This is a genomic window from Stenotrophomonas sp. SMYL20, from assembly GCF_036320045.1.
Taxonomy (GTDB): domain Bacteria; phylum Pseudomonadota; class Gammaproteobacteria; order Xanthomonadales; family Xanthomonadaceae; genus Stenotrophomonas; species Stenotrophomonas maltophilia_A.
In genome coordinates this window covers 226,165-247,284 of the sequence record NZ_JAWIRT010000002.1, presented here as the reverse complement: position 1 = coordinate 247,284, position 21,120 = coordinate 226,165, and the positions used below count along the sequence as shown (strand labels likewise).

General features: G+C 65.2%; 24 protein-coding genes. 13 read left to right on the top strand and 11 right to left on the bottom strand.

Annotation, left to right across the window (positions count from 1 at the left end):
- Window positions 1-20: 20 nt before the first annotated feature.
- From V3B48_RS02700 to V3B48_RS02685, 4 genes are all read right to left on the bottom strand, one after another.
- Window positions 21-527 (bottom strand): CS1 type fimbrial major subunit, encoded by a 507-nt coding sequence (locus V3B48_RS02700; protein WP_329893108.1) that lies wholly within the window; start codon window positions 525-527, stop codon window positions 21-23.
- 209 nt (window positions 528-736) lie between these two features.
- Complete coding sequence (locus V3B48_RS02695) at window positions 737-883, bottom strand: hypothetical protein (RefSeq protein ID WP_329893107.1); 147 nt, start codon at window positions 881-883, stop codon at window positions 737-739.
- A gap of 34 nt (window positions 884-917) precedes the next feature.
- Window positions 918-1,280, bottom strand: coding sequence for a NirD/YgiW/YdeI family stress tolerance protein (locus V3B48_RS02690; RefSeq protein WP_329893106.1), 363 nt, complete (start codon window positions 1,278-1,280; stop codon window positions 918-920).
- 109 nt (window positions 1,281-1,389) lie between these two features.
- Complete coding sequence (locus tag V3B48_RS02685; protein ID WP_329893105.1) at window positions 1,390-2,157, bottom strand: alpha/beta hydrolase; 768 nt, start codon at window positions 2,155-2,157, stop codon at window positions 1,390-1,392.
- Window positions 2,158-2,250: 93 nt separating this feature from the next.
- On the opposite strand from V3B48_RS02685, the gene V3B48_RS02680 reads away from it, so the two are divergent.
- A complete protein-coding gene (locus tag V3B48_RS02680) occupies window positions 2,251-3,024 on the top strand; it encodes a helix-turn-helix transcriptional regulator (RefSeq protein ID WP_285301610.1) in 774 nt (257 codons plus the stop codon).
- Window positions 3,025-3,180: 156 nt separating this feature from the next.
- Here the strand turns inward: V3B48_RS02680 and V3B48_RS02675 are convergent, their stop codons facing one another.
- From V3B48_RS02675 to V3B48_RS02650, 6 genes are all read right to left on the bottom strand, one after another.
- A complete protein-coding gene (locus V3B48_RS02675) occupies window positions 3,181-4,458 on the bottom strand; it encodes a citrate synthase (protein ID WP_032127838.1) in 1,278 nt (425 codons plus the stop codon).
- Window positions 4,459-4,754: 296 nt separating this feature from the next.
- Window positions 4,755-4,997, bottom strand: a complete 243-nt coding sequence (locus tag V3B48_RS02670) for a type B 50S ribosomal protein L31 (RefSeq protein ID WP_005418951.1) — start codon at window positions 4,995-4,997, stop codon at window positions 4,755-4,757.
- An 88-nt stretch (window positions 4,998-5,085) separates the two neighbouring features.
- Window positions 5,086-6,024, bottom strand: coding sequence for a nucleoside hydrolase (locus tag V3B48_RS02665; RefSeq protein ID WP_032127836.1), 939 nt, complete (start codon window positions 6,022-6,024; stop codon window positions 5,086-5,088).
- A gap of 403 nt (window positions 6,025-6,427) precedes the next feature.
- Window positions 6,428-7,330, bottom strand: coding sequence for a sulfurtransferase (locus tag V3B48_RS02660; RefSeq protein ID WP_329893104.1), 903 nt, complete (start codon window positions 7,328-7,330; stop codon window positions 6,428-6,430).
- Window positions 7,327-8,130, bottom strand: coding sequence for a CoA pyrophosphatase (locus V3B48_RS02655; protein WP_032127895.1), 804 nt, complete (start codon window positions 8,128-8,130; stop codon window positions 7,327-7,329). Before V3B48_RS02655 ends, V3B48_RS02660 begins: the two co-directional genes overlap by 4 nt.
- 136 nt (window positions 8,131-8,266) lie before the next feature.
- A complete protein-coding gene (locus V3B48_RS02650; RefSeq protein WP_032127896.1) occupies window positions 8,267-8,968 on the bottom strand; it encodes an FKBP-type peptidyl-prolyl cis-trans isomerase N-terminal domain-containing protein in 702 nt (233 codons plus the stop codon).
- Between the two features lie 167 nt (window positions 8,969-9,135).
- Here V3B48_RS02650 and V3B48_RS02645 point away from each other — a divergent pair, with 167 nt between their 5' ends.
- From V3B48_RS02645 to nth, 3 genes are read left to right on the top strand one after another with little or no spacing between them, the layout of a single operon-like run.
- On the top strand, window positions 9,136-9,918 hold the full coding sequence (locus V3B48_RS02645; protein ID WP_032127897.1) for an enoyl-CoA hydratase-related protein: 783 nt from the start codon (window positions 9,136-9,138) through the stop codon (window positions 9,916-9,918).
- A gap of 4 nt (window positions 9,919-9,922) precedes the next feature.
- Window positions 9,923-10,276, top strand: coding sequence for a hypothetical protein (locus V3B48_RS02640; RefSeq protein WP_329893103.1), 354 nt, complete (start codon window positions 9,923-9,925; stop codon window positions 10,274-10,276).
- Window positions 10,276-10,968: an endonuclease III gene (nth, locus tag V3B48_RS02635; RefSeq protein WP_049463598.1), complete on the top strand. Its 693-nt coding sequence runs from the start codon at window positions 10,276-10,278 to the stop codon at window positions 10,966-10,968. Before V3B48_RS02640 ends, nth begins: the two co-directional genes overlap by 1 nt.
- Window positions 10,969-11,049: 81 nt before the next feature.
- Here nth and V3B48_RS02630 read toward each other — a convergent pair whose 3' ends face one another.
- Window positions 11,050-12,282 (bottom strand): porin, encoded by a 1,233-nt coding sequence (locus V3B48_RS02630; RefSeq protein WP_032127900.1) that lies wholly within the window; start codon window positions 12,280-12,282, stop codon window positions 11,050-11,052.
- Between the two features lie 552 nt (window positions 12,283-12,834).
- Here V3B48_RS02630 and pstS (V3B48_RS02625) point away from each other — a divergent pair.
- From pstS (V3B48_RS02625) to V3B48_RS02585, 9 genes are all read left to right on the top strand, one after another.
- A complete protein-coding gene (gene pstS / locus V3B48_RS02625; RefSeq protein ID WP_329893102.1) occupies window positions 12,835-13,851 on the top strand; it encodes a phosphate ABC transporter substrate-binding protein PstS in 1,017 nt (338 codons plus the stop codon).
- A 413-nt stretch (window positions 13,852-14,264) separates the two neighbouring features.
- Entirely contained in the window at window positions 14,265-15,353 is a 1,089-nt protein-coding gene (pstS, locus tag V3B48_RS02620) for a phosphate ABC transporter substrate-binding protein PstS (protein ID WP_329893101.1), read from the top strand.
- 82 nt (window positions 15,354-15,435) lie between these two features.
- Complete coding sequence (pstC, locus tag V3B48_RS02615; RefSeq protein ID WP_008267250.1) at window positions 15,436-16,404, top strand: phosphate ABC transporter permease subunit PstC; 969 nt, start codon at window positions 15,436-15,438, stop codon at window positions 16,402-16,404.
- Window positions 16,404-17,267, top strand: coding sequence for a phosphate ABC transporter permease PstA (gene pstA, locus V3B48_RS02610; protein WP_032127902.1), 864 nt, complete (start codon window positions 16,404-16,406; stop codon window positions 17,265-17,267). The genes pstC and pstA overlap by 1 nt, the downstream gene beginning before the upstream one ends.
- 19 nt (window positions 17,268-17,286) lie before the next feature.
- Window positions 17,287-18,117, top strand: coding sequence for a phosphate ABC transporter ATP-binding protein PstB (gene pstB, locus V3B48_RS02605; RefSeq protein ID WP_005408788.1), 831 nt, complete (start codon window positions 17,287-17,289; stop codon window positions 18,115-18,117).
- Window positions 18,118-18,214: 97 nt separating this feature from the next.
- Complete coding sequence (gene phoU / locus V3B48_RS02600) at window positions 18,215-18,922, top strand: phosphate signaling complex protein PhoU (RefSeq protein WP_008265615.1); 708 nt, start codon at window positions 18,215-18,217, stop codon at window positions 18,920-18,922.
- A 205-nt stretch (window positions 18,923-19,127) separates the two neighbouring features.
- On the top strand, window positions 19,128-19,487 hold the full coding sequence (locus V3B48_RS02595) for a hypothetical protein (protein WP_049421602.1): 360 nt from the start codon (window positions 19,128-19,130) through the stop codon (window positions 19,485-19,487).
- Window positions 19,474-20,349 (top strand): DUF692 domain-containing protein, encoded by an 876-nt coding sequence (locus V3B48_RS02590; protein ID WP_180855169.1) that lies wholly within the window; start codon window positions 19,474-19,476, stop codon window positions 20,347-20,349. The genes V3B48_RS02595 and V3B48_RS02590 overlap by 14 nt, the downstream gene beginning before the upstream one ends.
- A complete protein-coding gene (locus V3B48_RS02585) occupies window positions 20,342-21,097 on the top strand; it encodes a putative DNA-binding domain-containing protein (RefSeq protein WP_180855167.1) in 756 nt (251 codons plus the stop codon). The genes V3B48_RS02590 and V3B48_RS02585 overlap by 8 nt, the downstream gene beginning before the upstream one ends.
- The last annotated feature ends 23 nt before the right edge of the window (window positions 21,098-21,120 follow it).

The following is a 21,120-nucleotide window of genomic DNA, read 5'->3' as shown; positions in this document are numbered from 1 at the left end:
CGTACGGGCCGGCGCGGGGATTACGGCGTGGTGGCCTTCTGGTTCATGACGATGTAGACCACACCTTCATAGCGACCTTTGACCGTAAGCGGCCCGCCGGCACCGGCCTGGGCGATGGTAAGCGGCATGGCGATGGAAGCACCCGGCGTCGAGCTGGCACCGTTGAACAGGTCAGCCGCCTTGAACTCGGTGCCCGAGGTGCTCAGCGCATCAGAGTTCAGGCTGACGTCCAGCGGCACGCGGGTGCTGCCATTGATCAGCAACGGATCGTGGCGCAGACGAACGTCAATGTCTGCCTTGTCATCGTTCGAGTGGATGCGCACCTGCTGCGTCGACGGCAGCAGCCCTCGCAGAGGATCGTGGGTCATCTGCACAGTGTCTGGCAGCGGGGTGCCGTCATCACGAAGCAGGGCCAGGGTCGGGTCGACGTCGGCATAGACGGAGATCTTGGTTTCCACGGCGTGCGCGGACAGCGAAGCCGTGGCCAGCGCTGCAGCGAGCGCGGCCTTCTTGAGAATGGCGTGCATGGGTTGTCTCTCTCGGACAAGGGGGGAATGAGAAAGCCCCCCTCCCCTAAGGAGAAAGGGAGGGAGGCGCCGCCCGCAGAGGTGGTTGCGGGCGACGGAGAGAATGTTAGGAACCCATTGTCCTGCAGGCCATTCAAGCATTCCTAAAACGTTGAGCGTTAAGAAGAATCTTTGAATTAGTTCAACGTTCCAGGCTTATGCAATTTCCCTCATTCGGTAAATGCAAAAAATCTCATTGCATCGCCTTTGTAGAGTCGAGCCATGCTCGACTGCTGTTCGCGCTGTTCGCGCTGTTCGCGCTGTTCGCGCTGTTCGCGCTGTTCGTGCTGTGCGTGCTGTGCGTGCGAGTCGAGCATGGCTCGACTCTACATATTGCAACCCGCGCGAGCCTCAGCCTGCGGGCACCACGGTGACGCGATCTACATCGATGTCGGTCGGCTTGAACCGATGCGTGTCGACCTTGCCATGCAGTTCCACCACGGTGTCCGCACCAATGGCCTGCGGCGGCAGGTCTTCGTCATCGATCTCCACTTCGATCTGACCACTGGCATCGCGGAACTGGTAACGCTCGTGGCCAAGCTTGGCGACCAGGGTGCCACGCAGCACCACCGGGTGGTCGTCGCGCTGGGCGCGCGCATCGGCCACGGTGCTGGCAGCGGTGCCCGCACCCGGGCCGGTGTACTGCGCGGATGCGTGCGGGCTCAACAGGGCCAGCGGCGTGGCGATGAGGGCAATGGCAAGCAGTCGATTCATGGCGTTCTCCATGGCTGAGTAAGTGCCCTCAGGTTCTATCGCCCCGGATGTGATGCCTATGCAATAGATCCGAAAAGATGTGAAAGCGACATTCAGTGTCAGAAATCATTCATGCCGGATGAGCCTCTGCTCTCAGGAACGACTCCATGGCCGCCACCAGTGCCAAGGGTGTCTCATTCATCGGGTAGTGTCCTGCATCCTCCAGAACCTCCAGCGTGGCCTGCCGGTAGCGGTGCAGATAGGTGCGCCCCATCAGTGAACGGTTGAAGGTGGGATCATTCCCACCCACCACCACCTTCAACCGATGGTCACCGACGATCTCATTGCTGAAGTCCGTATCTGCCCACGCAGGAAGGTATGCAGCAAACGCATCGGGCGCGGAGTGCTGCATTGAATAACGGGCCTTCCAATCCAGCCAGGCTGCGGGGAGCCGCCCGCCGGTACTGCGATCGATGATGGCCCTTCGGCTGGCCACGCTGCCGGCAGCGCTCTCCAGAAGTCCTCGCGTGGATGCGTCATAGGCAATGCCACCACAGGGGACGGGTGCGATGGCCAGCATGGAGCGCACCCGCTGGGGCGCGAGCACGGCGATGCGCTCGATCGCCATGCCTCCCATGGAATGCCCCGCTACGCTGAACGTTTCCAGCTGAAGTGCATCGGCGAGCGAGAGCGCGTCACGGGCGATTTCGTCGATGCTGTACTGCCCCGCCACATCGCGCATGCCGCCGTAGCCACGGCAGTCCATGAAGATGTAGCTGAAGTGGTCGCGTGACAGCCATGGCTCGATCGGTTCGAACGCGTGTGCGTCGCCGAACCAGCCATGCAGGACCAGGACGGAGTGAGGCCCCTGCCCCACGCGATGAAAAGTGTTGGCCATGAAGAATTGCCGCAGTGAGGAGGAGTGTTGATGCTAGGCAGCGCAGGCCCAGCCCACCGTCGATGACAGGTCAACCGCTATAGAATCCGGGCCATGCGCAATTCGCTGCTCGATCCCTATGAAGACCTGCCGCGCGATGTCGTGGTCACCTCGAACGATTACGCAGCATCGTCCACCTTTCCCCGCCATGCCCATCGACGTGGGCAGTTCGCGTTCGCCGCGCGCGGCACCATCAGCGTGACGACACCGCAGGGGCGCTGGCTGGTGCCGCCACAGCGCGCCTGCTGGGTTCCCGCCGGGCTGGCCCACGAGATGACGATGCGCGGGCCGGTGACGATGCTCAACGCCTTCCTTTCCATCGAGGCCGCTGCTGCGGTGACGATGCCGGCGCAGTGCCACGTGTATGCCGTTTCGCCGTTGCTGCGGCAGCTGCTGGAAGGCGCCGTGGACCTGCCCGCGCTGTACGACGAGGACGGGCGTGCGGGCAAGCTGATGCAGTTGCTGGTCGCGGAGATCGCGTCGATGCCGATGCTTTCCCTGCATGCGCCGTTGCCTGCCGATGCACGCCTCGCGCGCGTCTGCCGGGCGCTGTTCGATGCGCCCTCGCTCGCCATCGGGCTTGATGAGGTGGCTGCGGATGCAGGCATGAGCCGGCGCACCTTCACGCGGACGTTCCGCGCAGGTACCGGGGTGAGTTTCGCCGAGTGGCGGCAGCAGGTATGCCTGCTGGCAGCCATCGAACGGCTGGGCCAGGGGCAGGCGGTGACACGCGTGGCATTGGACCTGGGGTATGCGAGCCCCAGCGCGTTTTCTGCCGCGTTCCGGCGTGAGCTGGGGTGTTCGCCGAGCCGGTATTCCGAGGTGTAGTGCCGGGTAGGTGTTTGGTTGCCGTGCGGACCAACGGTCCGCACCTACCACATGCCGGGAATCGTGCGTGCCAACCAAGGTTGGCAGCTACCAGAGCCGAAGCAAAAAAAACGCCCCGCAGATGCGGGGCGTTCTCGGCACAACCTACGCGGGCGATCAGCCCTGGTAGTCGCGCACGTCGCTGCCGGTGTAGACCTGGCGCGGACGGCCGATCTTCATTTCCGGGTCAACCTGCTGTTCCAGCCAATGCGAGACCCAGCCGGAAGTACGGCCCAGGGCGAACATGACGGTGAACATTTCGGTCGGGATCTGCAGCGCCTTGTAGATGATGCCGCTGTAGAAATCGACGTTCGGGTACAGCTTGCGGGCGACGAAGTACTCGTCCTGCAGCGCGGCCTGTTCCAGCTTCACGGCCACGTCCAGCAGCGGATCCTGCACGCCCAGCTGCTTGAGCACCTTGCTGGTCATCTCGCCGATGACCTTGGCGCGCGGATCGAAGTTCTTGTAGACGCGGTGGCCGAAGCCCATCAGGCGGAAGCCGGAGGTCTTGTCCTTGGCCTTGACCACGGCGGACTCGACGTTGTCAGCGCTGCCGATCTCTTCCAGCATCTTCAGCACGGCTTCGTTGGCACCGCCGTGGGCCGGACCCCACAGCGCGGTAACGCCAGCGGCGACCGACGCGTACGGGTTGGCACCGGTCGAGCCGACCAGGCGCACGGTCGAGGTCGAGGCGTTCTGCTCGTGGTCGGCGTGCAGGATGAACAGCAGGTCCAACGCCTTGACCACGTCCGGGTTCAGATCGTACTGGCCATCAGCCGACTCGAAGGTCTGCTTCAGGAAGCGGCTGACGTAGTCCAGCGAGGTGTCCGGCTTGTTGGCCGGCAGGCCCTTGCCGTGGCGGTAGATCAGCGCCGACAGGGTCGGCACCTTGGCGATCAGGCGCACAGCGGCCTGGCGGCGCTGTTCGGCGTCGGACAGGTCCAGCGAGGCGTGGTAGATGCCCGACAGCTGCGCGATGGCGGCGGTCAGGATGGCCATCGGATGTGCATCCTTGGCGAAGCTGCCGATCAGGGTGTTGATCGACTCATCGACGTTGGCTTCAGCCGCCAGCTCGTCGGTGAAGGCCTTCAGCTGCTCGGCGCTCGGGCGCTCGCCGTTGATCAGCAGGTAGGCCACTTCGACGTAGCTCGACTTTTCCGACAGCTGTTCGATCGGGTAGCCGCGGTACAGCAGCACGCCCTTGTCGCCGTCGATGTAGGTGATGGCGGACTTGCAGCTGGCCGTCGCGGTGAAGCCGGAATCGTAGGTGAAATACCCCGTTTCCTTGGTCAGCTTCGCGATGTCGACGCAGTCGTTGCCAAGGGTGGGTTTGATGACGGGCAGAACGACCGACTTATCGCCGGCGTTGAGCGTGACCTGATCAAGATCGGACACTGTGTGCGCTCCTTCATGGGAAGGCGCCTGCCCAAGCGCATTGGTCAGGCACGTGAATGACGTCCTCGGCCTGTGCCGGGGATCAGGTCATTATCGCACAGCAGCATTTGCCCGGCGCTAGACAGAAGTCGTATACGACAGGCGGCCAGACGCCGGCCGTTGAGCGGCCCGGATCGGCAAAAGTGTTGTCACACGAACGCAGTGTTCCGTCCATCCAAACGCCCGTTGGGTTGGCGTTGGGGAAAAACAAACGGCCGCGCAGAGCGCGGCCGTCGGTTCGAAGCTGGATCGACAGATCAGCGCGCGTAGCGCTTCTGGAACTTGTCGATACGGCCCGAGGTGTCGATGACCTTGTGCTTGCCCGTGTAGAACGGGTGCGAAGCAGAGGAAATTTCAACCTTGACCAGCGGGTATTCGTTGCCGTCTTCCCACTGGATGGTTTCCTTCGTGCCCATGGTCGAGCGGGTCAGGAACTTGAAATCGGAGGTGACGTCATGGAAGACGACGTCGCGGTAGTTCGGATGGATATCGGCCTTCATGGGCTCACACCGTAAATGGGCTGGTGGTCAAGAGCGGCATTATAAGCACCGGTTGCCGCTCGGGGCAACCGGTGCGGGTCAACAGACTTCAGTCCGCGCCCAGGGCCTGGCGCACCAGGGCCTCGAAACGCTGCTGGTCGTAGGCCATCAGCAGATCGCAGTTGTCCGGCTGGCCGGTCTGGCGGTTCCAGTCGACGATGGTGGCGCCGCGGCTGAACGTACCGTTCAGCTCCACGTTCAGCGGCCGCGATTCGACCTGCAGCTGCCCTTCCGGGTTCAGCGCCCAGGCCATGGCGACCGCATCGGCGGTATACCAGCGGCCGCCCTTGCTGTCTTCGGACAGGCCACGGGTCTTGCGCGAGATCAGCTCGTAGAAACGGGCGCGATCGGAATCAGCCTGCAGCCACTTTTCAGCATCCTGCAGCGGCAGGCCATGGGCGACGGTGGCCTCCCAGTCCGACACCAGCAGGTGCTTGAACGAAGTGAACACCACGTGCGCCGCTTCCGGATCGAACGCGATGTTGAATTCGGCGGCCGGGGTGATGTTGCCGTGGCAGGTGACCGCGCCGCCCATCACCACGATGCGCTTGATGCGCTCGGGCAGGGTCGGGTCCAGCTTCAGTGCCAGGGCCAGGTTGGTCAGCGGGCCAAGCATCACCAGCATCAGTTCACCGGCGTGCTCGTGCGACAGGCGCAGGATGGCCAGTGCGGCGTGCTCGGCTTCAGCCTGGCGGCTCGGCGGCGGCAGGTCCACGTCGCCGTAGCCGTCACGGCCATGCACGTGGGCGGCGTCAACGGAGGGATGCAGCAGCGGATCCGGGCTGCCGGCAAACACCGGTACGTCGGCGCGGCCGACGATGTCGCAGAGCTTGAGGGCGTTGCGGACGGTGTACTGCAGGCCGACATTGCCGGCGGCGATGGTCAGGGCGACCACGTCATGCCGTTCATCGGCAAAGGCCATCAGCAGGGCCAGGGCGTCGTCCACACCGGGGTCGGTGTCGATCAACAGGGGGATCTTGTGGGTCATCGTTGCCGTCTTCAGATCGGCAACGAAGTGTGGACCGGGATGATGACCGTTGCAAGTACGGGGGAGGTGAGGTTCGGCAGGGCTGCGCCCTGCACCCGCCGAATCAACGGCAAACGCCAGAGCAACAGCAAAAGCTGGTTTCCTGGGGGATGGCGGGGTGGGTCCGGTTGCGGGGGACGCTGCAAGTACGTCCATGTAAGCTCGGTCGCCGCATCCATGCGGCTCACGCCCCCGCAACCGGACCCACCCCGCCTTCGACAGATTCCTGCTGCTGTTGGTGGGTGCCGACCGTTGGTCGGCACGGGGTCGGATCCCGTTGCTACGCAACGGGCTCTGACCCCGATTTACGCTCGATGGGGTCGGATCCGTTTTCCGTTGGAAAACGGATCCGACCCCGCACGCCTCAGGCGCCGGTCGCCACCGGGCGGCTGCTGTCGCTGACCCAGCCGCTCCAGGAATCGGCGTAGATGCGTGCGCCGGACAGACCGGCCGCTTCCATCGCCAGCAACAGGTGGCAGGCGGTCACGCCGGAGCCGCACATCAGCACCACCTGCTGCGGATCACGGTTGCCGATCACGCCCTGCAGTTCGGCGCGTAGTTCCTGTGCATCACGCAGGCGGCCGTCGGCGACGTTCAACGCAAACGGACGGTTGACCGCGCCGGGCACGTGGCCGGCGACCGGGTCCAGCGGCTCCACTTCGCCGCGGAAGCGCTCACCCGCGCGTGCATCGACCAGCCAACCGGGTGCATGCTTCAAGCGTGCAGTGATTTCATCGGCATTGGCGATCTGGGTGGTGTCGAAACGGCCCGGGTAAACCGGCAGCGCGGTCACCTCATCCTGCCCCGTCGCCAAGGGATGCCCTGCGCCCTGCCATGCGGCGATGCCACCATCAAGCACGGCCACCTTGCTGTGCCCGATCAGGCGCAGCAGCCACCACAGGCGCGAGGCGGCCATGCTGCCATCGCTGCCGTCGTAGACCACCACCTGGGTTTCGGGACCGATGCCCCACTGGCCGAGCTTCGCGGCGAAGGCATCCCTGTCCGGCAGCGGGTGACGGCCGTGGCCGCTGCGGGTCAGATCCGACAGGTCCCGATTGAGGTCGGCATACACCGCGCCCGGAACATGCCCCGCCAGATACTGGCCGTTACCCGCCTGCGGATCGGACAGCGAGGAACGTGCATCGACCACGCGTACGGCGGTACTGGCAGTAGCACGTGCGTCGACCACGCGAACGCCCTCGCCCAATGCAGCGGCCAAGGTGGCGACATCGACCAGGGTGGTCCACGGCGGATCGATCGGCTTCATTGCACTTGCTCCAGGCGGCGACGCAGGTTGTAGAGGATGGCGGCGGTGGCGCCCCAGATGCGCTGGCCGGGCCAGCCATATTCGAGGACGTGGCGGACGCGGCCGCGATGATTGATTTCGACCTGGTGCAGGTTGTCGGCTGCCATCAGGTAATCGAGCGGCACTTCGAACACTTCGGCTACTTCACTGGGCTGTGGCACCGGTACGAAATCCGGATCGACCACGGCCACCACCGGCGTGACCCGGTAGCCGGTGATCGTCACGAAGGGATCGAGATAGCCCAGCGCCTGCACCTGGCCGGGCGCCAATGCGATTTCCTCCTGGCTCTCGCGCAGTGCAGCGGCCAACGCATCGCGGTCATCGGGTTCGGTGCGGCCACCGGGGAAACCGACCTGGCCACCATGGGTACGCAGGGTTTCGGTGCGACGGGTGAGAATGACCTGTGCGCCGTTGGCGCGCGGCACGATGCCGGCCAGTACGGCGGCTTCCACCGGGGGCCCGGGCGGCAGCAGATCGATCAGTTCACTGCGGTTCCAGCCGTCGCCGGCCGGCGGCTCGGCCAGTGGATGCAGCGCGCGCATCAGGCGCTCGTGATCAGCCAGCGAGCCGCGCAGTGATTGCTGCAGCTGTTCACGCAGAGGTTGCACGCGATGCAGGATGCGGCTGCGTTCCTCGTTGCTCATCGACGACCACCGCGCGATCTCATCGATATGCCGCCCGCAGCCGGTGCATTGCCGGTGCGGATCCAGCGTGCACACTCCGATGCAGGGACTTGCGACAACACGCGCCGTTTTTTCCATTGTTTGCACCCGGCAACAGTAGCGCGATCGGGCTGAATTTGCGCGGGGTCAATATGCAGTGCACGGCAGCGTCGCGCTCCGCGCAAACAAAAACGCGCCGGTGGGATCACCGGCGCGTTTCGTTTACCGCTTCGATTTACTTGACGCTGACCAGCTTGATCTCGAACTGCACAGCCACGTTCGGCGGGAACGGGGTGCGCGGGTCGGCACCGTAGGCCTGGTCCGGCGGCAGGGTGACTTCCCACTTCGAGCCAGCCGGCATCTGCAGCAGGGTCTCGCGCATGGCCTTCATTTCGACTTCGCTGACCTTGATCGACGGAATCTGCTGGGCCGGGCGGGCTTCGGTCGGGCGCTGGCCGTACGGGAACGGACCGGCCACTTCCAGCTGCACGGTGCTGGCCTGGGTCGGCTTGGCGCCCTTGCCGGCTTCGATCACGCGGTACTGGACGCCGCTCGGCAGGGACTGCACGCCGGCCTTGGCCTTGTTCGCCGCGATGAACTGATCGCTCTTGGTCTTGTTTTCGGCAGCAGCCTTTTCGTACTCGGCCTTGGCAGCCTGGGCACGGCCCTGCTCGCGCTTCTGGAACGCTTCAACGGCCGGCTTCAGCTGGTCGGCGGTGATCGCCGGCTGCTTCTTGGCGTAGGCGTCCTGCAGACCCTTCACCACCGAGTTGATGTCCAGCTGCTCACCACGACCGGTCAGCTCCGCCAGGTTGTTGCCGTAGTCGTAACCGAAGTAGTAGCTCAGCTTGCCCTTTTCGGACGAGACGTCCTGGGCGAAGGCATTGCCCGTCAGGGCCAGGGCCGCGACGGCGACCGCGATAGAACGCAACTTCATCAAACAGTTCTCCAGGGGTGGTAACTCAGGGACGTTCTGCGCCGCCCTGAGGCGACGGGTTAGGATAACGGGCACAACGTGTAACCGCTACTCACGATGCAGGCTAAGACCCGTCTGCGTTGGCGGAGTTCAATCTCACTTTTTTTTAACGTTTCAGGAGTTTCCCCGTGGCCGATGCCCTGATCGCTGTCGCCGACGACGGCGCCATCCGCACCGTGACCGTCCAGCGCCCGGACAAGCTCAACGCCTTGAATGCCGCGACCCTGCAGGCGCTGACCGAGGCGTTCAGCGCTGCCGCCGCCGACCCGGACGTGCGCGTGGTGGTGCTGACCGGTGCCGGTCCGAAGGCTTTCGTGGCCGGGGCCGACATCGCCGAGATGAACACACTCAGTGCGGTTCAGGGACGTGATTTCTCCCTGCTCGGCCAGGCCCTGATGCGCCAGATCGAGCGCATGCCCAAGCCGGTGATCGCACGCGTGAACGGCTTCGCCCTGGGCGGCGGGCTGGAGCTGGCCATGGCCTGCCACCTGCGCATCGCTGCCGATACGGCCAAGGTCGGGCAGCCGGAGATCAATCTCGGCCTGATTCCCGGCTTCGGCGGCAGCCAGCGCCTGCTGCGCCTGTGCGGCCGCGCCGCCACCCTGGAGCTGTGCCTGCTGGGTGCACCGATCAACGCCGCGCGTGCACTGGAACTGGGCATCGTCAACGAGGTGGTGCCCGCCGATGCGTTGGACAACCGTGTACAGGACATCGCGCGCCAGCTGGCACGCTCGGCCCCGCTGGCCCTGCGTGGCCTGCTCGACGCGGTACACGTGGGTGGCGAATGCAGCCTGGAGGCTGGGCTGGAGTACGAAAGCGCGCAGTTCGGCCTGCTGTTCGCCACCGAAGACATGCGCGAAGGCACCAGCGCCTTCCTGCAGCGCCGCCCGCCGGCCTTCCAGAACCGCTGACGCCATGGCATCCCGACCCAACCCCGCGCAGCTGTTCGCCCGGGTCCAGGCAGACGATCTCGATGGCGCCCTGCAGGCCGGTCTCATGGACTACGTTGCCCGTGCCGGCGACGAACAGCTGCTGCCCGGCCACCCGGACCTTCCACGACGCCTGCAGCAGGCCCAGCAGCAGCTGCACGCGGCCTGGGCCGCACGCGAACGCTACCGTGCCCGTGCCGTGCGCCTGGCGCGCCGCGAGGCCGAACGCGATGCGCGACGCACGCCAGCCCCGGCGCCGGACATGAAGCCCGCCCTGCCCCCGGCCGCCGCCGCGATTCTCGCCCGGGCCAAGGCCCGCGCCACCGGCAAGGAGCAGTAATGGCCGCTGCGAAGAAGACCCCGCGCGCGCCGGCGCGACGCGGTGGCAGCATGCCGCGCGCCGATGTGGTGGAAATGTTCACCCGCCTGCGCGAACTCAATCCGCACCCGAAGACCGAACTGGAGTACAGCTCACCGTTCGAACTGCTGGTGGCGGTCGCGCTGTCGGCGCAGGCCACCGACGTGGGCGTCAACAAGGCCACGCGCCGCCTGTTCCCGGTGGCCAATACCCCGGCAAAGATCCTCGCGCTTGGCGAGGACGGGCTGAAGCAGTACATCGCCACCATCGGTCTGTTCAACGCCAAGGCGAAGAACGTGATCGCCACCTGCGCGATCCTGCTGGAGAAGCACGGCGGTGAAGTGCCGCGCGATCGCGATGAACTGGAAGCGCTGCCGGGCGTGGGCCGCAAGACCGCCAACGTGGTGCTCAACACTGCGTTCGGTGAGCCGGTGATGGCGGTGGACACGCATATCTTCCGCGTCTCCAACCGTACCGGCCTGGCCCCGGGCAAGAACGTGCGCGAAGTGGAAGACAAACTGGTGAAGGTGATTCCGGCCGAGTTCCTGCTCGACGCGCATCACTGGCTGATCCTGCACGGACGTTATGTGTGCAAGGCGCGCAAGCCGGATTGCCCGGGCTGCGTGATCGCCGACCTGTGCCGGTTCAAGGAAAAGACCACGGCCGAGGCGTGAACGCGTTCGTGGTGTGACAAAACAAGGACGGCGGGCACAGGGCCCGCCGTCTTTGCTTGTAGACAAGAGTGCTTCAGGACATCAGAACGACAGGTCGCCCCAGACGCCGAACTCCTTGGTCTTGTCGTTCTTCTTGTCGCTGGCGTTGGCCAGGTGCGTGTACTTGTACACGGTCGACAGCTTGAGGTTCTTCATGACCGGGAACTCGACGCCGACGTTCCAGTACTTGTCGCTCAGGGTCGGGTCCAGCGTCTTGCTGACGTCGGTGTCATCGTAACGACCGAACACGTTGATGCCGCCGTCGGTGACGCGCACGCTGCCCCACACCGACCAGCCGCTGGTCTTGTCGGTGGCAACGGTCATCACGTTGTTGAGGTTCTTGGCCTGGAAGTACTCGCCACCGACGCGGAAGTCGCTGCTGGCGTAGGCCACCATCGCGTTGGCGCGGGTGTAGGTGTTCTCGGCGCTCTGGATGTCGGTTTCCTTGCCCAGCTTGCCACTGTAGCCACCGACGGCAACCACGAAGTTCTCGTTCGGGGTATAGGCCGCGCGGCCTTCCACGTCCATGCCCTTGCTGCGGGTCGGGTTCTTGTAACCGGCGCCGGACACGACCGAGACCGCGTAGTTGAAGTTGTTGCCCAGGTTGCCGAAGCCATGCAGACCCCAGTCGGACGAGTTGCCGTACTTCAGGCGATCGGTCAGGGTGTTCTCGACATAACGCATGCCGTAGAACTTCTCGACGTACGGAATCCACGGCATGTCGGCGGCACCGACGCGCAGATTGAAGGCCGGGTCGAAGCTACCCTGCACGTAGGCCTTCTTGACGAACAGTTCGGTGTTGCCGATGGCCGAGCTGTACTGGAAGTCGGTGGTCAGGTTGGCCGACCAGATGTCGTTGAACTTGTGGTCGACGGTCAGGTAGAAGCGCTTGACGTCCAGACCCGTGCCGCTGGCGGCGGTGTCCTTGCCGTTGCTGGTCTTGTCGATGTTGGTCAGGTCGAAGAACATGCGACCGCCGATCTTGTTGTCATTGACCAGCTTGGCCAGCTTGTCGACGCTGGTCTGGGTCTTCTGCGCACCTTCCAGGGCCTGGGCCTGGGTGATGTTCACTTCGGACTGCGCGTCAGATTGTGCCTGCAGCGCCTGCGAATCGTTCTGCAACTGCTGGACCTGGGCCTGCAGGGCAGCGATCTGCGCCTGCAGCTGCTGCAGCTGTGCCTGGGATACGCCCGTGCTGGCGGGAGCTGCGAAGGCGTCGGCGGAAACCAGACCGAGGCTTGCAACGACCGCGGCGGCGAGCAAATGGGAACGCATTTTGGATTTCTCCAGAGGGTTGGAATGGCTTGGGCAGAACGCCACGCCGGCTGGCCGGTCAAGCGTTTTGCGAACATTCCGTTAAAACCATGACAGCCGAATGACAACCTGAGCACCAACCACAGATTTCTTCGTGCGGTCATGCGTACGACTCATTTGCCGCCACATGCTTGTCGATCCCTTGCGGCATATGGCGTCATGTATCAGCGTCTCGGCCCGGACCGACCGCCGCGACGCTCTCACCTGCATCGATGGTTTCGTGTGGATGACGCAGCATCACTGCGGAATGCCAGGCCGGGATGGCATTGACGACCACACTGGGCAGGCCATCAGCGACATATAGAACGTGATCGCAACCGGGCCACGTCCGTCTCCGGCGCATGGTCATCACGTTGCCCGCAGCACTCAGAACCTTCACGCCCCTGGCTGTGCGGGCGCCGGGCAGCGCTGTAACGGTTGCGTCATACAACGGTCCCTGCGCTGTCATCGAACCGTTATGGAATGTGCGCCGGGCGGGTAACCCCGCATCCCAATCAACCCAGGAGCCACCCCGTGATCCACGCCTTCAAGTCGCGCGTTGCCGTTGCCGTCTTCGCAGCGTCGTCCGTGTTCGCCGCCAACGCCGCTGAAATCACCGGCGCGGGCGCCTCGTTCATCTACCCGGTGATGTCGAAGTGGTCGGCCGACTACAACGCCGCCACCAGCAACAAGGTCAACTACCAGTCGATCGGTTCCGGCGGTGGTATCGCCCAGATCAAGGCCAAGACCGTTGATTTCGGCTCCTCCGATGCTCCGCTGAAGCCGGAAGAACTGGCTGCTGCGGGCCTGGCCCAGTTCCCGTCGGTGATCGGCGGCGTGGTGCCGGTGGTCAACGTTGCCGGCATCGCCCCGGGCGCGCTGAAGCTGGACGGCACCGTGCTGGCCAACGTCTTCCTGGGCAAGATCAAGACCTGGAACGACCCGGCCATCGCCGCACTGAACCCGGGCGTGACCCTGCCGAGCGCCAAGATCACCGTCGTGCACCGCTCGGATGGTTCGGGCACCACCTTCAACTTCGTCAACTACCTGTCCAAGGTCAGCCCGGAGTGGAAGAGCTCGGTCGGTGAAGGCACCTCGGTCCAGTGGCCGGCCGGCATCGGCGGCAAGGGCAACGAGGGCGTTGCTGCCTACGTGAAGCAGATCAAGGGCGGCATCGGCTACGTCGAACTGTCCTACGCGCTGCAGAACAAGCTGTCGTACACCGCGATGAAGAATGCCGCCGGCCGCTTCGTGCAGCCGAGCGACGCCTCGTTCGCCGCCGCTGCTGCCAGCGCCGACTGGGCCAGCGCCAAGGACTTCTACCTGGTGATGACCAATGCCCCGGGCGCCGAGTCCTGGCCGATCACCGCCACCAACTTCATCCTGGTGCACAAGAAGCCGAAGAACCCTGCCAACGGCAAGGCCACCCAGGAGTTCTTCCGCTGGGTCTACAAGAGCGGCGATGCCCAGGCCCGCCAGCTGGACTACGTGCCGCTGCCGGACAGCCTGGTCCGCCAGATCGAGACCTACTGGACGCAGAACCTGAAGTAAGCAAGCGCGTTCCCCCGCAGGAACGGGATCGGCGGGTCCTCTCTCCCCCGCCGATCCCACCCCGGGCGCGAGATCCTCGAGATCTCGCGCTCTTCTTGTTTTTGGGGGCACCTGCCTCTGTAGAGCCGAGCCCACGCTCGGCTGGGTGCTGGAGCGTGCGGACCAACGGTCCGCACCTACCGAGGGCAGGGAGCAGCTGAGCGTGGGCTCGGCTGTACCTTGTGCCTGCCGTCATATCGGTGCGCAGATCCGGGGTCTCCGGGGAGCTTCCGGATGGAGGCCAACCCCGTGAAACCCTTGTCAGAACGTGATCCAGGACACCTCTGTCATGGTCGTAATACGGCTGTAACAAAAACATCATTTCATAGCCGCATCCGCCGACGACGTCGGCTCTTCCCCGCTATGGAGTGACCATGAAACTGCACTCGGCCGGCCTTGCCGCCCTTTCCCTGGCCATCGCCCTGGGCCTGTCGGCCTGCGGTGGCGACAAGCAGGCCGCGCAGCAGCCGGCTGCCGACGGTGCCGCCGCCCCGGCCGCTGCCGGTGCCAAGGTGACCGCCGAAGTGTCCGGCGCGGGCGCGTCCTTCATCTTCCCGCTGGTCTCCAAGTGGTCGGCTGACTACAACAGCAGCACCGGTGCCAAGATCAACTACCAGTCGATCGGCTCCGGTGGCGGTATCGCCCAGATCAAGGCCGGCACCGTCGACTTCGGTTCCTCCGACAAGCCGCTGAGCAGCGAAGAGCTGGCCCAGGCCGGCCTGGCCCAGTTCCCGTCCGCCATCGGCGGCGTGGTGCCGGTGGTCAACATCGAAGGCCTGGAAACCGGCAAGCTGCGCCTGAGCGGCGCCCTGCTGGCCGACATCTTCCTGGGCAAGGTCAAGACCTGGAACGACCCGGCCATCGTCGCCGCCAACCCGGGCGTGAAGCTGCCGGACGGCAAGATCACCCTGGTCCACCGTTCGGATGGTTCGGGCACCACCTTCAACTTCTCCAACTACCTGTCCAAGGTCAGCCCGGAGTGGAAGAGCAAGGTCGGCGAAGGCACCTCGGTGCAGTGGCCGGACGGCGTCGGTGGCAAGGGCAATGAAGGCGTCGCGTCCTACGTGAAGCAGATCAAGGGCTCGATCGGCTACGTCGAATTGGCCTACGCGCTGCAGAACGGCATGCCGTACACCGCCATGCAGAATGCGGCCGGCAACTGGGTCGAACCGAGCGCGGAAACCTTCGCCGCTGCGGCTGCCAGCGCCGACTGGGCCAGCGCCAAGGACTTCAACCTGGTCATCACCAACGCCCCGGGCGAGCAGGCGTGGCCGATCACCGCCACCAACTTCATGCTGATGCAGAAGCAGCCGAAGGACGCCAAGCGCAACCAGGACACCCTGGCCTTCTTCAAGTGGGCCTTCGAGAACGGCCAGGCCCAGGCCAACGAGCTGCACTACGTGCCGCTGCCGGCCGAACTGGTCAAGCAGATCGAGGCCTACTGGGCGACCGACCTGAAGTGATGGACACGACGGTGCCCGCCCCGCGCGGGCACCGCTTCTTCCACGCCGTGCCGCCCCGCCCCTTCCTGGCCCTGCCGTCCCCATGAATGCCATCGCCCAGCCTGTAGCCGCCCCGTCCACGCGTGATGCGCGTGATGCCCGCAACGACAAACTGTTCCGATGGGTGCTGGTCGGCACCGTCATCTTCGTCCTGATCGCGCTGGCCTGCGCCGCGCTGTCGATGCTGTGGGGCGGCCGCCATGCCCTGCAGATGCAGGGCCTGAGCTTCTTCTTCTCCGCCGACTGGAATCCGGTCGAAAACAAGTTCGGCGCCCTCGCCCCGATCTACGGCACCCTGGTCACCGCACTCATCGCGATGGTCATCGCCGTGCCGGTCAGCTTCGGCATCGCCTTCTTCCTCACCGAAGTCGCGCCGCGCTGGCTGCGTGGCCCGGTCGGTACCGCCATCGAACTGCTGGCCGGCATTCCCTCGATCATCTACGGCATGTGGGGCCTGTTCGTGCTGGTGCCGGTGATGACCGAGTACGTCACCCCGTTCCTCAACGAGACGCTGGGCGAATGGCCGATCATCGGCCCGATGTTCCAGGGTCCGCCGCTGGGCATCGGCATGCTCACCGCCGGTTTCGTGCTGGCCATCATGGTCATTCCGTTCATCTCCTCGGTGATGCGCGAAGTGTTCCTGACCGTGCCGACCCGCCTGAAGGAATCGGCCTACGCGCTGGGCTCCACCAAGTGGGAAGTGAGCTGGGACATCGTCCTGCCCTACACCCGCTCGGCAGTGATCGGCGGCATCTTCCTCGGCCTCGGCCGCGCCCTTGGCGAGACGATGGCGGTGGCCTTCGTGATCGGCAACAGCGTGCGCCTGTCGCCGTCGCTGCTGGAACCGGGCACCACCATCGCCGCGCTGATCGCCAACGATTTCGGCGAAGCCACTGAAACCTATCGCTCGGCCCTGCTGCTGCTCGGCTTCGTCCTCTTCATCGTCACCTTCGTGGTGCTGGCCATCGCCCGCCTGATGCTGATGCGCCTGTCCCGCAAGGAGGGCAACTGATGTCCACCACCGCTGATTCGCTGTACCTGCGCCGTCGCATCGGCAATGTCGTTGCGATCACCGCCTCCTGCGCCACCGCCCTGTTCGGCCTGTTCTTCCTGGGCTGGATCCTGTTCACCCTGGCCTCCAAGGGCCTGGCCGGCATCAACTGGGATCTGTTCACCAAGATGACGCCGCCGCCGATGCAGGAAGGCGGTCTCGCCAACGCCTTCTTCGGCAGTGCCGTGATGTGTGCGCTGGCGATCGGCATCGGCACCCCGCTGGGCGTGCTTGCCGGCACCTGGCTGGCCGAGTACGGCAACGCCCGCAAGGCCGGCACCGTGGTCCGCTTCGTCAACGACATCCTACTGTCTGCGCCGTCCATCGTGCTTGGCCTGTTCGTCTACACGCTGTACGTGATGCAGACCGGCGGCAACTTCTCGGCGTTCGCCGGTGCGCTGTCGCTGGCCTTCATCGTGCTGCCGGTGGTGGTTCGCACCACCGACGAAATGCTGCGCCTGGTGCCCTCGCAGATGCGCGAAGCGGCCCTGTCGCTGGGCATCCCGCAGTGGAAGGTGATCGTGCAGGTGCTGTACCGCAGTGCGTCGGCCGGCATCATCACCGGCATCCTGCTGGCGCTGGCCCGCATCTCCGGCGAGACCGCACCGCTGCTGTTCACTGCCTTCGGCAACCAGTACTGGAACAACAACATCTTCCAGCCGATGGCCTCGGTGCCGGTGGTGATGAACCAGTTCGCCGGCAGCCCGTATGAATCCTGGCAGGTGCTGGCCTGGGCCGGTGCCCTGGTGCTGACTGTCTTCGTGTTGCTGGTCAGCCTTGCCGCCCGCGGCATCCTGCTGCGCAACCGTATCTCCCATGACTGACCTTTCCGTGGATAACGCCATGAACGACCTTTCCAACGCCGTGCCGATGCAGCGCATCGCCGTGCCGTCCTCGCACGAGAGCCTGCACACGCCGTCGCCGGTGAAGCTGGCTGCGCGTGGACTGGACTTCTACTACGACAAGTTCCATGCCCTGAAGGGCATCAACCTGGAGATCCCGGAAAAGCGCGTGACCGCGCTGATCGGTCCCTCCGGCTGCGGCAAGTCGACCCTGCTGCGCATCTTCAACCGCATCTACGCGCTGTACCCGAAGCTGGAGGCGCGTGGTGAAGTGCTGCTGGACGGCGAGAACATCCTGTCGCCGAAGTACCCGATGAACCGCCTGCGCAGCAAGGTCGGCATGGTGTTCCAGAAGCCGGTGCCGTTCCCGATGACCATCTTCGAGAACGTGGCCTACGGCATCCGCCACCACGAGAAGCTGAGCAAGGCCGACATGGCCGACCGCGTCGAGCAGGCACTGCGCCAGGGCGCGCTGTGGGACGAAGTGAAGGACAAGCTGGGGCAGAGCGCACTGGGCCTGTCCGGTGGCCAGCAGCAGCGCCTGTGCATCGCCCGTGCCGTGGCCCTGCGCCCGTCGGTGCTGCTGCTGGACGAGCCGACCTCGGCGCTGGATCCGATCTCGACCAGCCGCATCGAGCAGCTGGTGGAAGAGCTCAAGCACGAGTACACCATCGTCATCGTCACCCACAACATGCAGCAGGCCGCGCGCGTGTCCGACTACACCGCCTTCATGTACCTGGGCGACCTGATCGAGCACGACCGCACCGAAGTGATCTTCTCGCAGCCGTCGCAGCGGCAGACCGAGGATTACATCACCGGTCGCTTCGGCTGAAACGTCAGTCGACAGACAGACAATGTCAGTCGAGCATGGCTCGACTCTACAAATCACGCCAGCCAGGCATGGCCTGGCTCTACCCGGATTGCAGACCATGAATCTTCCCAACGACCACATCGTCAAGAGCTACGACGAAGAACAGCAGCGGCTGGTGGCCGAAATCGTGCGCATGGGCGAGATGGCCGTCGCTCAGCTCGAAGCGGCGATGGACGTGATCGAGAAGCGCGACGAGAACGCCGCCCATCGCATCATCGCCAACGACGAAGCGATCGATGCGCTGGAGCAGCAGATCAGCCATGACGTGATGCGCCTGGCGCTGCGTGGGCCGATGGCGCGCGACCTGCGCGAGATCCTGGCCGGCCTGCGCATCCCGGCCGACATCGAGCGCATCGGCGACTATGCGGCCAACGTTGCCAAGCGTTCGATCGCGCTGGGCAAGGTACCGCCGCTGCCGCAGATCCAGGGCCTGCGGGCGCTCGGCCGCCTGGCCGCGCAGCAGGTCCGTCGTGCCATTGCCGCCTACCGCGACAACGATGCCGATGCTGCGCTGGCGCTGCGCGAGGACGACGCCCGACTGGACGCGCAGTACACCGCGCTGTTCCGCGAGCTGCTGACCTACATGATGGAAGACCCGCGCAACATCACCCCCTGCACGCATCTGCTGTTCATGGCGAAGAACCTGGAGCGCGTGGGCGACCACGCCACCAACATCGCCGAGAACGTGTGGTTCCTGGTGCATGGCGAGCAGCCGCTGCCGCCGCGTGAAAAACGCGATGAAACCTCCAGCACCGGCCAGCCCTGACGCTGCACTGCAACACCGGAGTTGACTCCAAGGTGGCCGCTGTCCTGGTGACAGCGGCCCTTTTGTTGTGGGCGTTCCGGCCACCGGTCTCCCGCTCTGTAACAAATCTCACGAAAATTTGAGTTCTTGGCGAGGATTCGTTGAGTAGGATCGCTGCACCATCGATTCACCCCGGGCGCCTGCCCACCACCTAGGAGTAAGACCGATGAGCAGTTCCAACAAGACCCTGTCCCTGCTGACCGCTACGGCCCTGGCCGCCGGCCTGGGCATGACCGCCAGTGCCTCGGCCCTGAGCATGAGCGACCTGGCCCAGGGCTACCTGGTGGCTGGCCAGGCGGCAAAGGCTGCCGATACCAAGCACGCCGAAGGCAAGTGCGGCGCCGACGGCAAGACCGCTGAAGGCAAGTGCGGCGGTGACAAGGGCAAGGCTGCCGAAGGCAAGTGTGGCGAAGGCAAGTGCGGTGCCGACAAGGGCAAGGCTGCTGGTGCAGCCGCTGCCAAGACAGGCGACAAGAAGTCGGCTGAAGGCAAGTGCGGCGAAGGCAAGTGCGGTGGCAAGCACTGACGTCCGCGCCAGCCTCGTCCACCCGCGGTCGCCGCTTCGTGCGGCGGCCGCCGGGTTGGGCCTGCGCCGGGCGCTGCTACAGGACCTGCGTGACGCCCCGGCAGGCGACTTCGATTTCCTCGAATGCGCGCCGGAGAACTGGATCCATGTCGGTGGTCCCGCCGGGGATGCACTGGCCGAACTGGCGCAGCGCCATCCGTTGAGCTGCCACGGCCTGTCGTTGTCGCTGGGCGGCAGCGCGCCACTGGATACGCAGCTGCTGGAACAGGTCGGCCAGTTCCTGGAAAAGCACCGCGTGCCGCTGTACAGCGAGCACCTGAGCTACTGCAGCGACGACGGCCACCTGTACGACCTGCTGCCGATTCCGTTCACCGACGAAGCCGTGCGCCATACCGCCGCACGCATCACCCACGTGCAGGACCTGCTGGGTCGCCGCATCGCGGTGGAGAACGTGTCCTACTACCTGGCGCCGGAGCCGGCGATGGACGAACTGGCCTTCACCAATGCCGTGCTCGCCGAAGCCGACTGCGACCTGTTGCTCGACGTCAACAATGTCTACGTCAACGCCTGCAACCACGGCTACGATGCCGACAGCTTCATTGCCGGGCTACCCGCAGAGCGCATCGTCTGCCTGCACGTGGCCGGGCACCTGGACGAGGCACCGGACCTGAAGATCGACACCCATGGCAGCGCGGTGATCGACCCGGTCTGGGAGCTGCTGGCGCGTACCTACGCGCGCATCGGCCCACGCCCCACCCTGCTCGAACGCGATTTCAACTTCCCCCCGTACGCCGAGCTGCAGGGCGAACTGCAGACCATCCGCCGCCTGCAGTCCCGCCATACCGGTATCGCCCATGGCTGATACCTCCCACACTCTGCGCGCACAGCAGCATGCGTTCACCGCACACCTGCGCGATCCGCAGGCGGTGGCCGCACCCGCCGGGCTGGAACCACGCCGGGTCGCGGTGTACCAGCGGCTGCTGTTCAACAACCTGCTCGGCCTGTTGAGCAACGGCTTCCCGGTCTGCGTGCGCCTGCTCGGCGAACCGGCCTGGAGCGACCTGGTGCGCCACTACTTCGCCACCCATCGCTGCCAGACGCCGCTGTTCACCGAACTGGCCGCCGAATTCGTGCAGTGGCTGCAGGCACAGCCGCAGCTGCCGCACCCGGCGTTGGCCGAGCTGGCCCACTACGAGTGGGTGGAAACCGCGCTGTACCAGCTTTCTGCCGAGCCGCTGCCGGTGCGGGGTGAGATCGATCCGCTGCGGGTGCCACTGCAACGCTCGCCGCTGGCGTGGCCGCTGCTGTACCAGTGGCCGGTGCACCGGCTGGGCGCCGAGGATGCACCAATGCAGCCGCCCACCGAGCCGACCGGCCTGCTGGTGCGCCGTGAGGCTGACGGCGAAGTGCGCTTCGCCGCACTCAGCCCGCTGGCGGTATACCTGCTGTCCAGCATCGGCGAACAACCCGGCCTCGATGGACATGCCTATCTGCGGCAATTGGCCGCCGCGCACGGCCTGGCTGAGGAGGCGCTGGCCGAACCCGGTGCTGCACTGCTGCAGCAGTTCCTGCAGGCCGGCGTGATCGGCCCGCTCACAGTCCCTGGCTGACGCCCCTTCCCCCCGGAGAACCA